The organism is Pseudomonas sp. GD03903, assembly GCF_029840045.1.
Classification (GTDB): Bacteria; Pseudomonadota; Gammaproteobacteria; order Pseudomonadales; family Pseudomonadaceae; genus Pseudomonas; species Pseudomonas pseudonitroreducens.
Map to the genome: position 1 here is coordinate 85,208 of NZ_JAOCBT010000025.1, position 14,538 is coordinate 99,745.

The window sequence follows — 14,538 nt, forward strand, 5'->3', positions numbered from 1 at the left end:
CCGCTAGCTTGGGCAGACGCGGGGCGTGCGTCAAACGCATCGGTCGGATTTACACGCCTTGCAACGAATCCGCGGGCGGACCGGTAGAATGACGCTCTGATTCGACAGACGAGTGGTTAGAGCGTGGAGGCAAGGCAGGGTTTCGTCCTGACCCGACATTGGCGGGATACGCCCGAAGGCACCGAGGTGGGCTTCTGGCTGGCCACCGATGAGGGGCCCCGGCATGTGCTGTTGCCGCCGCAGAGCTCGGTGGCCTTCGTGCCGGCCGTACAGCGTGCGCGTGCCGAGAAGCTCCTGGCTGGCGAGCGCGGCGCGGAACTGCGCCCGCTGGGCCTGCGCGACTTCCAGCAGCGCCCGGTGCTGGGCTTGTACTGCCAGCAGCACCGCCAACTGATGAACCTCGAGAAAAAGCTGCGTGAAGCGGGTGTCGAAGTGTTCGAGGCAGATATCCGTCCGCCCGAACGCTACCTGATGGAACGCTTCATCACCGCGCCGGTGGCCTTCAACGGTGAGCCAGGCGAGGGCGGCAGTATCCTCACGACGCAACTGCGGCCCGCGCCGGAGTACCGGCCAAGGCTGAAACTGGCCTCGCTGGACATCGAGACCAACATCCGTGGCGACCTCTATTCCATCGCCCTGGAAGGCTGCGGCCAGCGCCAGGTGTACATGCTCGGCCCCGCCAACGGCATCGACGGCGAACGCGATTTCGAACTGGAGTACTGCGACAGCCGCGCCGCGCTGCTGGAGCGCCTGAACCAGTGGCTGGCCGAGCACGATCCGGACGCCATCATCGGCTGGAACCTGGTGCAGTTCGACCTGCGCGTGTTGCAGGAGCACGCCAAACGCCTGGAAATACCCTTGCGCCTGGGTCGTGGCGGCGACGAAATGGGCTGGCGGCAGCATGCCTCGTCCAATCACTTCTTCGCCGCGGCGGCTGGCCGGCTGATCATCGACGGCATCGAGGCCTTGCGTTCGGCGTTCTGGAGTTTCCCCTCGTTCAGCCTGGAAAGCGTCGCGCAGCAACTGCTGGGCGAGGGCAAGGCCATCGACAACCCCTACGACCGCATGGCCGAGATCGACCGTCGCTTCGCCGAGGACAAGCCGGCGCTGGCGAAATACAACCTCAAGGACTGCGAGCTGGTCACGCGCATCTTCGAGAAGACCCGCATCCTCGACTTCCTGCTCGAACGCGCCAGCGTCACCGGGCTGCCGGCCGACCGCAGTGGTGGTTCGGTGGCAGCCTTCACCCACCTGTACCTGCCGCCGATGCACCGGCTGGGCTATGTCGCGCCGAACCTTGGCGGCAGGGCGCCGGAGGCCAGCCCGGGCGGTTTCGTCATGGATTCGCGGCCGGGACTCTACGAATCGGTGCTGGTGCTGGACTACAAGAGCCTGTACCCGTCGATCATCCGTACCTTCCTGATTGACCCCGTAGGGCTGGTGGAAGGCTTGAGCGAGCCGTCCGACGAGGCCTCGATCCCCGGCTTCCGCGGCGGCCGATTTTCCCGCACGCAGCATTGCCTGCCGGCCATCGTCGAGCGCGTCTGGCAGGGCCGCGACGCCGCCAAACGCGACGGCAATGCGCCACTGTCGCAGGCGCTGAAGATCATCATGAATGCCTTCTATGGCGTGCTCGGCTCCAGTGGCTGCCGCTTCTTCGACCCGCGCCTGGCCTCGTCCATCACCATGCGCGGCCACGAGATCATGCGCCGTACCCGTGAGCTGATCGAAGGGCAGGGTCATCGGGTGATCTACGGTGACACCGACTCCACCTTCGTCTGGCTCGGCCGTGCCCATGACGAGGACGCCGCCGCCACGATCGGCAAGGCACTGGTGCGCCACGTCAACCAGTGGTGGGTCGAGCACCTGCGGGCGGAGTACGGGTTGGAAAGCGCGCTGGAAATCCAGTTCGAACGGCACTTCCGGCGCTTCCTGATGCCGACCATCCGCGGCGCGGAGGAGGGCAGCAAGAAGCGCTATGCCGGGTTGGTACGGCGTGACGATGGCAGCGACGAGATGGTCTTCAAGGGGCTGGAAACCGTGCGTACCGACTGGTCGCCGCTGGCCCAGCAGTTCCAGCAGGAACTCTACCTGCGCATCTTCCAGCGGCAGCCATACCGGGACTATGTGCGTGACTACGTTCGGCGCACCCTGGCGGGTGAGCAGGATGACCTGCTGGTGTTCCGCAAGCGCCTGCGCCGGCAACTGGGCGATTACCAGCGCAACGTGCCGCCCCATGTGCGCGCGGCACGCATCGCCGACGATTACAACGAGCGCCAGGGTCGCCCGCGCCAGTATCAGCGCGGTGGCTGGATCAGCTACGTCATCACGGTCAATGGCCCGGAACCGCTGGAGACGCTCAGCTCGCCGATCGACTACGACCACTATGTTAGTCGCCAGCTGCAGCCGATCGCCGACGCCATCCTGCCCTTCGTCGAGGATGACTTCAGTGCGCTGGTAGACCGGCAATTGGGGCTGTTCTGAAACGAAAAAGGCCGGCGAATGCCGGCCTTTCCTGTTCCTGCGGGCGCATCAGTCGCCGCGGTATTCGCAACCGCTGGTGCAGGTCTCGTGCACGCGAACCTTGGACAGTTCCGGTAGCAGCGGCTTGAGCTGTTGCCAGATCCAGCGGCAGAGGTTCTCGCTGGTGGGGTTTTCCAGGCCGGGGATATCGTTCAGGTAGTTGTGGTCGAGCTGGTCGTAGATCGGCTTGAAGATCTGCTTGATCTCGGCGAAGTCACGAATCCAGCCGGTATGCGGATCGACCTCGCCCTCGATGTAGATGGCGGCCCGGAAGGAGTGGCCATGCAGGCGGCCGCACTGGTGCCCGGCGGGGACGTGGGGCAGGCGGTGGGCGGATTCGAAGGTGAATTCCTTGAACAGTTCCAAAGTAGCGTGCTCTGTGACGATTGCCGGCCCGGGAACGGGCCGGCCGGAAAATGGGCGCACAGTCTATCACCATCACACCCGTCGAGCGGCTCGACCCGGCCAGCGGCTGGCTCGGTCGGGAAGCCCTCTGGCAGCGCCGGTTTGCTGGCATTGCGCGCACCAGGTGGATGCTCTCGGGCCTTGCACAAGCCGTGCATACCACCCGGAAACCCGACCCGGACAGCTGGTTTGTCGAGTTCCTCAGAATAGTCGCGCGGTCTGTCAGGGCATTCTGATCCTTCGCAAAAGGGCAAGAAATTAACCTTCCCGCCTCTGAAAAATTTCCCTGGTGAGGTTGGTTTCAATGGCAAGTCAAACAGTCAGTCTTGTTGCCGTATCCGAGAACGCAGCCAAGAAGATTGCGCTCAGGTCTGGCGGCAAGATCAAGGTACAAGCAGGCACCAAGTACCTACTGCAGACAGAGAACAGCCAGGTTGCCCCGGAAAACATCACGGTCAAGCGTATCGGCAAGGACCTGCTGGTTTCCTTCGAAGGCAGCGACAAACCCGACGTGACTCTCCAGGGCTTCTTCGCTGACGGCATGGCCAGCCACCTCTACGGCGTCTCCGAAGATGGCCAGTTGCATGCGTACTTGCGCACCGACGGCGAGGGCTTCTACGGCCCGCTGCTGATGGCCGACGGCGAGTCGGCGCCGATTGCCCTGGGTGGCGACGGCGTGGCCTACAGCGCCCCCCTGGTCGGCGAGACCGATGACAGCTCCGGCTTCACCCTCTGGCCCTTGCTGCTCGGCCTGGCAGGGGTCGGCGCCGCCGCCGCGATCATTCATCACAACCGGGATGACGGGCACAAGACGCACACCAGCCCCGCGCCGACCGATATCAAGGTCATGGACGATGTCGGCCCGATCCAGGGACAGCTGTCTAATGGCGACATCACGGATGATGCGCACCCGGCGATTTCCGGCAACGGCGTGCCCGGCGCGATCATCCATTTGTTCGACAATGGCCAGGAAATCGGTTCTACCACGGTAGCGCCCGATGGCACCTGGACCTTGACGCCAGAGCTTGCCGACGGCGAGCACAGTTTCGATGCAACCCAGGTAGTCCCTGGGCAGAAGCCCAGCGCTTCGGTCGAAGTGATCGACCTTATTGTCGACACCCTTGCCCCGGCCAAACCAACCATCGAGCAAGTGCTCGACGCGGTAGGCAGCATCCAGGGCCCTATCGCCAATGGCGGCGTGACCGATGATCCGGCTCCGACCCTGTCCGGCAAGGCCGAAGCAGGTTCGACCGTCACCCTCTACGACAACGGTGAGGAAATGGGCTCCGTGGTGGCGGACGGCAATGGCCAGTGGAGCTACACCCCGGCCACGCCGCTCAGCGAGGGTGAGCACTTGTTCACTGTCGACGCGACCGACAAGGCCGGCAACACCAGCGAGCCGTCCGACGTCTTCAGCATCATCACCGACTACACCGCTCCGGTAGCGACCCTGACCATCGATGTGGTCGCCGGCGACGACATCGTCAACCTGTTCGAATCAAAGGCTCAGCAGCTCATCAGCGGCAAGGCCGGTGGCGAGTTCCTGCCCGGCGACCTGGTGACCTTCACCTTGAATGGCACGACCTACAGTGCGGCAGTCAATGCATCGGGTGATTGGAAAGTGGCGGTGGCCGGCGCCGACCTGGCGGAAGACAGCAGCATCCACGCCACCCTGGTGGCCCACGATGCCGCCGGCAACAGCACCAGCGTCGTTGCGGATCACGCCTACAGCGTGGACCTCGATCCTCCCCTGGCAACGCTGGCGATCGATGTGGTGGCCGGCGATGACGTGGTCAACCTGTTCGAATCGCAGGTTCCGCAGCTCATCAGCGGCAAAGTGGATGGCGAGTTCATGCCCGGGGATCTGGTGACCTTTACCCTGAACGGCACGGCCTACAGCGCAGCAGTCAACGCCTCGGGGGAATGGAAAGTCACGGTGGCCGGTGCCGATCTGGCCAGGGACACTAGTATCCAGGCTACCCTGGTCGCCCATGATGCTGCCGGCAACAGCGCCAGTGTCGTGGCTGATCACCCCTACAGCGTGGACCTCGACCCGCCCGTGGCGACGCTGACCATTGACGTGGTTGCGGGCGACGACATCCTCAACCTGGCTGAGTCAAAAACCAGCCAGATCATCAGCGGCAAGGCCGGTGGTGAATTCCTTGCCGGCGACATCGTCAGCTTCACTCTCAACGGGCATGCCTATAGCGCCGCCGTCAGTGGCTCAGGTGACTGGAGTGTTTCCGTTGCCGGTTCGGACCTGGCCAAGGAAACCGGTATTCACGCCACCCTGGTGGCCCGCGATGCCGCCGGTAACAGCGCCAGCGTGGTGGCCGATCACGCCTACATGGTCGCCGTCGATCCCGGCACCACCACCCTGACCATCGACACCGTTGCCGGCGACGACATCGTCAACCTGGTCGAATCGCAAGCCAGCCAGCCTATCAGCGGCAAGGTCGTGGGTACCTACCTGGCCGGTGACCAGGTGACGTTCAACCTCAATGGCCACGCTTACAGCGCCGCCGTAGGTGCAGATGGCAAGTGGAGTGTCGCCGTGCCGGGCAGCGACCTGGTGGGCGACAGCGCCCACCAGATCAACGCCACCGTCATCGGTCACGACCTCGCCGGCAACGCCAACACTGCCACTGTCAGTCATGCCTACTCGGTAGACGTTACCCCCCCGGTAGCGACGCTGAGCATCGACAGCGTGACCAGCGATAACACCATCAATTCATCCGAGGCAGCCGGCAACGTCACGATCAGCGGCAAAGTCAGTGGGGAGTTCACCGCGAACGATCAGGTGAGCTTCCAGCTCGACGGCACCACCTACAGCACTACGGTAACAGCTAATGGTGACTGGAGCGTCTCCGTTCCGGGCAGCAAGCTGGTTGCCGAGAGTGGCCACAAGATCGACGCCAGCCTGGTCGCACATGATGCGGCGGGCAACGTAGCCACCATCAGTGCATCCCACCCGTATCTGGTGCAGCTCAACAGTGTGTCCATCACCAGCATGAGCAAGGATTCGGGTATCGACCTGGATCATGTCTCCGACTTCATCACCGCTGATGGTTCAGCAGGGCGCGGCGTCTACGGAACCTTGACCCAGGTGCTGACAGGTGAGCAGAAGGTGCAGATATCCACCGATGCCGGTGCCACCTGGAAGGACGCCCTGACCTCTGGCTTGAACTGGGTCGCAGCGGACACCAGTTCGCACACTTCCAGCTGGACCATCCAGGCTCGTATCGCGGAAAACGGCGTGGCCCAGGGCGATATGGCGAGTAAAGCGGTGACCTTCCTCGGTGTTGCTGGTGGCGCCCCGAGCATCACCAGCATCCCGGATGCCGATACCCTCTACACCACAGCGAAGACTGCCGATGGCAGCGACGTGCACGTTTCCCTGGCCGGCACCAATGCCAAGGCCGGGGACACCTTGCACATCGTCTGGGGTGATACTTCTTATGATCAGGTGCTGACTGCCGCTGACATCACCTCGGGAGCTGTATTGGCCAAAGTGCCGGCGCAGCAGACCACGACCCAGGGTGGCCAGTGGGACTTCGCAGTCACCGCGCAGATAGTCACCGTGGAAGGGCAAATCAGTGCCCCGAGTTCGGCAGTTCAGATCCATGGCGAGGGCTGGACCACGCTGGCGATCGACGACCTGAATCGTGATCTCATCACGATGGGGGGGCAATCGGTCTACCAGGGTGGCGGCGTTACCATCACTTCGGACACGACCTTGCACCATCGCGTGCAAGGCGGCACGGGCAATGCGGGTCTGGTACTGGATAACTCGTCGGTCGGGAATACTTCCCACTATGCGCAGATCAGCTTCACTCAAGCGGTGGAGAGCTTCTCCGTAAATATCAGTGCGCTGCAAAACAAGTATGGTGGCTCGCGTGTGGTGGTCTATGACACGCAGGGCGAGGTGTTGTCCGACAGCCACGCGCTGTCCGATGGGACGGGGGGAACCTCCGAGTCCACGCTTTATAGCTATGCAGCCCCACTCGGTCGCGATATCGGCATGGTGATGATCTATGGCGATGGCACTGATGGGGGAGGAGGCGCAGGTGGCATCGTCCTGGATACTCTCCAGTTCAAACAGACCCAACACGCCCCTGGCTTCAACGACACCTTCACCAATGAAGTCGGTATGACCGGTACCTTCCATAGCGAGGAAGGCCATTTTACCGTGGCGCCGACTGGTACGGTCTCCATCCGCAGTGCTGACGAGCACAACCTGGACGGGGCCTACATGTACATTGGCTCAGGAACCAGTGCGATCGGGGACTCTTCCGCCAGCTTCATCTTCGATCAGGCGGTGCAGTCCATCTCCTACAGCCTGTGGGGCCTTGAAACCCAGCAGAGCATTCCGGGCAACTATTCGAAGCTCGAGGTGTACGACACCAATGGTGCACTGATATTCACCCGTAACGTAGTCAACAATGGTGGCTCCACCTACAACTACGAGCAGGTGTCCTACACCGCGCCTGAAGGTCTCGGCATCGGCAAGGCAATTGTCTACCAGGATCAGAACGCCTGCCTGCTGGATAACTTCACCAGCGTGTTGGCACCCAGTGCGCCATCGGGCCAGAAACTGATCGATCACGACTGGGAGACTTACTTCGATGAAGTCAGTGTCACCAAGGGGGTGATTTGGCAAGGCCAATCCTTTGCGACAGGCGCCTTCAGTGGCGGTACCACGTTGGAGGGTTATCACAGCGATGCAGGTGGTTTTATCGTCAATGGGAGCGCTGCCAAGGAAGCTGCTGCCAGCAACCTCTGGGCGAACGCCACCAGTGGCTCCATGTATGTTGCAGATGCCGCGACGGCAGTCGTGACCTTCGATTCTGCGCGCTCCAAAGTTGAGCTCGGCGTCACGGGTATTGAAATTACGGCGGGTAATCATGCCGTTCTCAATATCTACGATACCGGCGGAAACCTGCTGGAGACGATCCGCATGTCAAACCCCAGCGGGACCTACGACATTCAATCGTTTTCCTACGATGCGCATAGCAACATGATCGGCAGCATCGAAATCATCGGTGATAGCGGCGGCACACATATCACCAGTATTTCGTCCTCGGTCACCCAGGTAACGGCGGATAGCGACGTCATTTCGATGGCGGTCGATCCGATGACCTACTTCGCCCAGGAATCAGCCCATATCTTCGGCAGCGCCGGGCTGGACACCCTGAAGCTGACCGGCGCAAACCAGGTCCTGGACCTGACCCAGCTCACGGGTGACAACGGTCAGGCCAAGATCAGCAGTATCGAGAAGTTCGACATCACCGGCACAGGCAACAACACGCTGAAGCTCTCGCTCAATGATGTGCTGCATCTGGGTGAGACGGACATGTTCCGCAAGGATGGCAAGGTGCAGGTGATGGTAGACGGCGATGCCGGCGACAAGGTGGAACTGCATGGTCTGCACGACCATGGAAGCTTCTCTGGGACCTGGCAGAGTACTGGCACTGCGGACATCGGTGGCGTGACTTACCACGTGTACAACTACAGCCAGCTGGACGCCGAAGTGCTGATCAAGGAAGCCATGACCGCCAGCATCGTCTGATGCACGTCATGAGCAGAATCGAGATATCCGTCTCTTCCCCCTCTGCGGAAATCGGGCCGTCGGACGAGCCACCCGGATGACCGGCCGGCCACCTCCGCCTTTACCAATTGACTGCTCCGCCCAGATCGGCGGAACTCACCAGAGAACTGTTCAAATGACTTCGATTACTTCCCCAAAGGGCGTTGCGAAAGCCAACCGCCAATGGCCCCTGGCGTTGGTGACCCTTGCTGTACTGACCAGCTTGCATGCGCCGCTTTCCGGCGCGACCGAAACCAACCAGAGCATCTACGGCGAGACCTACCAGAAGGTTGAAAGCGTCGCTCCCGAACAAGCGCAGATCGTCATGTACCGCGGCCAGGACGCCGGCAAGGAAGCCGCGCATATCTACCTCGACGGCCACCTGCAAAGCGCTCTGATGCCTGGCGGTTACACCGTGTTCTGCACCCCGGCGGGTGAACATTCGCTGGAGTCCTTCATCGGCGATGCGCCGCTGTACGTTGGCAAGCGCAAGCAGGCAACCTACGCCAAGCTGGGTGGTGGGCAGACCTATGTGCTGGAGGCCCCGGTGGCTGCTCATCAGAGCATTCCCATCGTACACACTGGTAAGGACGCCCAGCAGAGCCTGCAAGGCCTGCGTCGGCAAGTCCACGTCATCAGCCGCGCACCTTCCGTGGTGCCGTGCCAGACCGAAACCAAGCTGAGCCTGCGCAGCGACGTGCTGTTCCACTTCGCCAAGGGCGGCTACAACGACCTGACCGCCGAAGGCCGCAGCCAACTGGGCCAGGTAGTACAGGAAATCCAGCAGCAGCCCGGGCGCATCAGTGGCATCGAAGTGATCGGCCACGCCGACCCGATCGGCAAGGCCCAGGCCAACCAGACCCTGTCGCAGCAACGCGCCGAGACTGTGCGCCGTGTGCTGCTCGAGCAGGGCGTGCAGAGCCAACTGGTGCACGCCAGCGGCCGTGGCAGCTCCGAGCCGGTGGTGCAGTGCAACAGTGGTTCGCGCAGCGAGAAGATCGCCTGCAACGCGCCGAACCGCCGCGTGGAACTGGTGATCCAGGGTACTCAGAACGGTGATTGAGAATGGCCCGGTGAGACGGTTCGGATAATTTGTTTTCCGAGCTGTCTCCGGGGGAAAGGTAACGCTCTCGATTTGCCAGGATTTCGCTGTCTGGAATTCAACGAAGTGGCAAGTTTGATTTAACAGGCTGAGTGTTTTGACTGTTTAATGGCGCGCCACGCTGAATCTTTCCGTATATGCAGGACTTCTTTTTCTTCTATTTTCCAAATAAGGATGAAGGCTTGGGTTTTGAATTAAATCAGAAAAGCTTACATCTTTGTCGGAGCGTTCCGATATTCCTGGGTTGGGCATGAAATTAAATTGATCACCTCGTACGTTTTCCCTACAGAGGTGGTGTTTAAATGGCAAGTGAAACTATTGGTCTAATCGCCGTTACCGAACATGCAGCCAAGAAGATTGCGCTCAGAACTGGCGGAAAGATCAAGGCACAAGCCGGTACCCAGTACCTTCTGCAAGTGGAAAACACTCAGGTCGCTCCGGAGAATGTCACCGTCAAGCGAGTTGGCAAGGATTTGCTGGTCTCTTTCGAAGGCAGTGACAAGCCCGACCTGACCCTTCAGGACTTCTTCGCCGAAGGCATGGACAGCCAGCTGTTTGGCGTTGCTGAAGACAACCAGCTCCATGCGTATGTGCGCACCGATGGTGAGGGTTTCTACGGCCAACTGATGCTGGCCGACGGCGAGATGGCTCCCATTGCCCTGGGTGGCCCCGCGCTGGGCACGGCGCCGCTGGTATCTGACATCGAGGATAGCAAGGGCTTCCTGCTGTGGCCGCTCCTGGCGGGGGCAGCAGTGATTGGCGCGGTGGCCGCCAGCCAGAAGCATGATGATCATCACCGGGTGCATGTGCCGGCCGACCCCAGCATCGACCGGGTAATCAATAACAACGACCCGGCTCAACCGCTCGACGTCGCCAAGGACGGTTTAACCAATGATTCCACCCCCGTCATCGTTGGCAGCTCGGAAGCGAACACTATCGTTCATGTCTATGACCATGGCGTCGAGCTAGGCAGCACGACGGCTGCCGCCGATGGCAGCTGGTCGTTCGAGGTCCCGGCGGACAAGGCGCTGGCGGATGGCAGCCATGATTTTACCGCCATTGCCGAGACGCCTGCCGGTACCCGCAGCGGCCCCTCCAACGACTATCCCATCCACGTCGACAGCCTGCCGCCGAGCGCCCAACTGACCATCGACGTGGTCGCCGGCGACGACATCCTCAACCTGGCCGAGTCGCAAACCAGCCAAACCGTTAGCGGCAAGGCTACGGGAGAGTTCCTGGCCGGCGACATCGTCAGCTTCACTCTCAATGGGCATGTCTACAGCGCCGCTGTCAGCGCTTCCGGCGATTGGAGTGTGGAGGTGGCAGGCGCCGACCTGGCAGCCGAGACCACCATCCACGCCACCCTGGTGGCCCATGATGCCGCCGGTAACAGCGCCAGTGTCGTGGCCGATCACCCCTACAGTGTGGACCTCGATCCCCCCGTGGCGACGCTGGCGATCGACGTCGTCGCTGGCGATGACATCCTCAACCTGGCCGAGTCAAAAACCAGCCATATCATCAGTGGGAAGGCTACTGGGGAATTCCTGGCCGGCGACCTGGTGACCTTCAGCCTCAATGGCACCGAGTACAGCGCGGCGGTCAATGCTGTCGGCGACTGGAGTGTTTCCGTTGCCGGTTCGGACCTGGCGGCCGAGACAACAATTCACGCCACCCTGGTAGCCCACGATGCCGCCGGCAACAGCGCCAGTGTCGTGGCTGATCACCCCTACAGTGTGGACCTCGATCCCCCCGTGGCGACGCTGACCATTGAAGTGGTGGCTGGCGACGATGTCGTCAACCTCGACGAATCCAAGGTAAACCAGACCATCAGCGGCAAGGCCTCCGGCGAGTTCCTGGCCGGCGACCTGGTGACCTTCAGCCTCAATGGCACCGAGTACAGCGCGGCGGTCAATGCTTCCGGCGATTGGAATGTGGAGGTGGCAGGCGCCGACCTGGCAGCCGAGACCACTATCCACGCCACCCTGGTGGCCCACGATGAGGCCGGTAATAGCGCCAGTGTCGTGGCTGATCACCCCTACAGCGTGGACCTCGATCCCCCCGTGGCGACGCTGACCATTGACGTGGTCGCGGGAGACGACATCCTCAACCTGGCCGAGTCAAAAATCAGCCAGACCATCAGCGGCAAGGCCGGTGGTGAATTCCTTGCCGGCGACATCGTCAGCTTCACTCTCAATGGGCATGCCTATAGCGCCGCCGTCAGTGGCTCGGGTGAGTGGAGTGTTTCCGTTGCCGGCTCTGACCTGGCCAAGGAAACCACCATCCACGCCACCCTGGTGGCCCACGATGTCGCCGGCAACAGCGCCAGTGTCGTGGCCGATCACCCCTACAGCGTGGACCTCGATCCCCCTGTGGCGACGCTGACCATTGACGTGGTCGCGGGAGACGACATCCTCAATCTGGCCGAGTCAAAAACCAGCCAGATCATCAGTGGCAAGGCCGGCGGTGAATTCCTGGCCGGCGACATCGTCAGCTTCACTCTCAACGGGCATGCCTATAGCGCCGCCGTCAGTGGCTCGGGTGACTGGAGTGTTTCCGTTGCCGGTTCGGACCTGGCCAAGGAAACCACTATCCACGCCACCCTGGTGGCCCATGACGTCGCCGGCAACAGCGCCAATGCCGTGGCCGATCACCCCTACAGCGTGGACCTCGATCCCCCCGTGGCGACGCTGACCATTGACGTGGTCGCGGGAGACGACATCCTCAATCTGGCCGAGTCAAAAACCAGCCAGACCATCAGCGGCAAGGCCGGCGGTGAATTCCTGGCCGGCGACTTGGTGACCTTCAGGCTCAATGGCACCGAGTACAGCGCGGCGGTCAATGCCTCGGGTGCCTGGAGTGTTTCCGTTGCCGGCTCGGACCTGGCGAAGGAAACCACAATCCACGCCACCCTGGTGGCTCACGATGCCGCCGGCAACAGCACCAATGTCGTGGCCGATCACCCCTACAGCGTGGACCTCGATCCCCCTGTAGCGACGCTGACCATCAACGTGGTCGCCGGTGACGACATCGTCAACCTCGACGAATCCAAGGTAAACCAGACCATCAGCGGCAAGGCCACTGGCGAGTTCAAGGCCGGCGACATCGTCAGCTTCAAACTCGACGGCACCACCTACAGCGCCGCTGTAGCGGCCAATGGTGACTGGAGCGTCGCGGTTCCGGGCAGCAAGCTGGTGGCTGAAACCAGCCACAAGATCGATGCCACCCTGGTCGCGCACGACGCTGCCGGCAACGTCGGCAACGCCACCGCCAGCCATGCCTACAGCGTGATCACCGACCCAGGCACTACCACCCTGACCATCGACATCGTCGCCGGCGACGACATCGTCAACCTGGCCGAGTCGAAGACCAACCAGACCATCAGCGGCAAGGTTGTGGGCACCTACCTGGCGGGTGACAAGGTCACCTTCACCCTCAACGGCCACGCCTACAGCGCCAGTGTGGCGACCGACGGCAAATGGAGTGTCAGCGTTCCGGGCAGCGATCTGGTGGGTGACAGCGCCCGCTCGATCAACGCCACCGTCATCGGCCACGACACCGCCGGCAATGCCAGTACTGCCAGCGCCAGCCATCCGTACAGCGTAGAAATCACACCACCGACGGCGACGCTGACGATCAACGTGGTTGCCGGTGATGATGTCGTCAACCTCAACGAGTCCCTGCAGAACCACACCATCACCGGGGGATCGAGCGGAGCGCGAGCCGGCGATATCGTCAGCATCGTGACCGACGGCACCACCTACAGCACCACCGTCAACGCCTCGGGCAACTGGAGCATCGCCGGCGTACCAGGCTCGAAACTGGTGGCCGATGCCGACCACGTCATCGACGGCAGGATCATTGCCAGTGACGCCGCGGGCAACACCAGCGAAGCGACCGCCACTCATGCCTACGCAGTGCATACCGCGGTGCCGGATATCTATCTGTACATCGACAAGATCACCGGCGACGACATCATCGACGCCAGTGAAGCGGCCACCAGCCAGCCCATCACCGGCACCACCACCGGGACCAACCCCGGTGATGTGCTCAAGCTCACCCTCAACGGCGTGGTCTACAGCACCACCGTCAATGCTTCCGGTGCCTGGAGCGTCACGGTGCCAGGTTCCGAGCTGGTGGCAGACGCAAACCACCGCGTCGCCGCTGAGGTGAAGAGCACCGACCAATGGGGCAACAGTGCCACCACCACGGCCAGCCATAACTACGTGGTAGAAATCCTCTCCACCAAGCCGACCATCGACGAGATCTTCGATGATGTAGGCCTCATCACCGGCCCGATCGCCAGAGGCGGCATCACCGACGACTCGAAGCCGGACCTCTCGGGCACTGCCGACGCCAACTCCACCGTGGCCATCTATGACAACGGCGGCAAGATCGGCAGCACCACCGCTGACGGCAACGGCCAATGGACCTTCACCCCGACCACGCCGCTCAGCGAAGGCAAGCACGACTTCACCGTCGATGCGACCAACGCCGCTGGCAGCACCAGCGACAAGTCCGACGTCTTCACCATCATCACCGACTACGCCCCGCCGGTGGCGACCCTGAGCATCGACGTGATCGCCGGCAACGACCTGATCAACTACGCCAAGTCGCAGACCGAGCAAACCGTCAGCGGCAAGGCCGGTGGTGAGTTCACCAGCGGTGACGTAGTCAGCTTCAGCCTCAATGGCCACGCCTACAGCGCCGCCGTCAACGCCTCGGGCACCTGGAGCGTCGCAGTCGCCGGCGGCGACCTGGCCGCGGCCGACAACATCCAGGCCACCCTGGTGGCCCACAATGCGGCCGGCAACAGTACCAATGTGGTCGCCAACCACGGCTACAACGTGGACCTGGTTTCCACCACCCCGGTGATCACCTCGGTCTACGACGCCGTCGGCGACAAACAGGGCAACCTGGTTCC

The 14,538-nt window shown here is 62.2% G+C and carries 5 protein-coding genes; 4 read left to right on the forward strand and 1 reads right to left on the reverse strand.

The annotated features are described in order from the left end of the window. Positions 1-123: 123 nt before the first annotated feature. Complete coding sequence (locus N5C91_RS27810; RefSeq protein ID WP_279833501.1) at positions 124-2,484, forward strand: DNA polymerase II; 2,361 nt, start codon at positions 124-126, stop codon at positions 2,482-2,484. Positions 2,485-2,532: 48 nt separating this feature from the next. Here N5C91_RS27810 and queD read toward each other — a convergent pair whose 3' ends face one another. Beyond that, positions 2,533-2,889: a 6-carboxytetrahydropterin synthase QueD gene (gene queD, locus N5C91_RS27815; RefSeq protein ID WP_017516521.1), complete on the reverse strand. Its 357-nt coding sequence runs from the start codon at positions 2,887-2,889 to the stop codon at positions 2,533-2,535. Positions 2,890-3,232: 343 nt separating this feature from the next. On the opposite strand from queD, the gene N5C91_RS27820 reads away from it, so the two are divergent. The 3 genes from N5C91_RS27820 to N5C91_RS27830 form a co-directional block, all read left to right on the forward strand. Beyond that, positions 3,233-8,497 carry an Ig-like domain-containing protein gene (locus N5C91_RS27820; protein WP_279833506.1) on the forward strand — a complete coding sequence of 1,755 codons (5,265 nt, stop codon included), beginning with the start codon at positions 3,233-3,235 and terminating at the stop codon, positions 8,495-8,497. A 154-nt stretch (positions 8,498-8,651) separates the two neighbouring features. After that, positions 8,652-9,578 (forward strand): OmpA family protein, encoded by a 927-nt coding sequence (locus N5C91_RS27825; RefSeq protein ID WP_279833507.1) that lies wholly within the window; start codon positions 8,652-8,654, stop codon positions 9,576-9,578. Between the two features lie 341 nt (positions 9,579-9,919). Next, on the forward strand, positions 9,920-14,538 hold a 4,619-nt coding region (locus tag N5C91_RS27830; protein ID WP_279833508.1), incomplete at its 3' end, for an Ig-like domain-containing protein.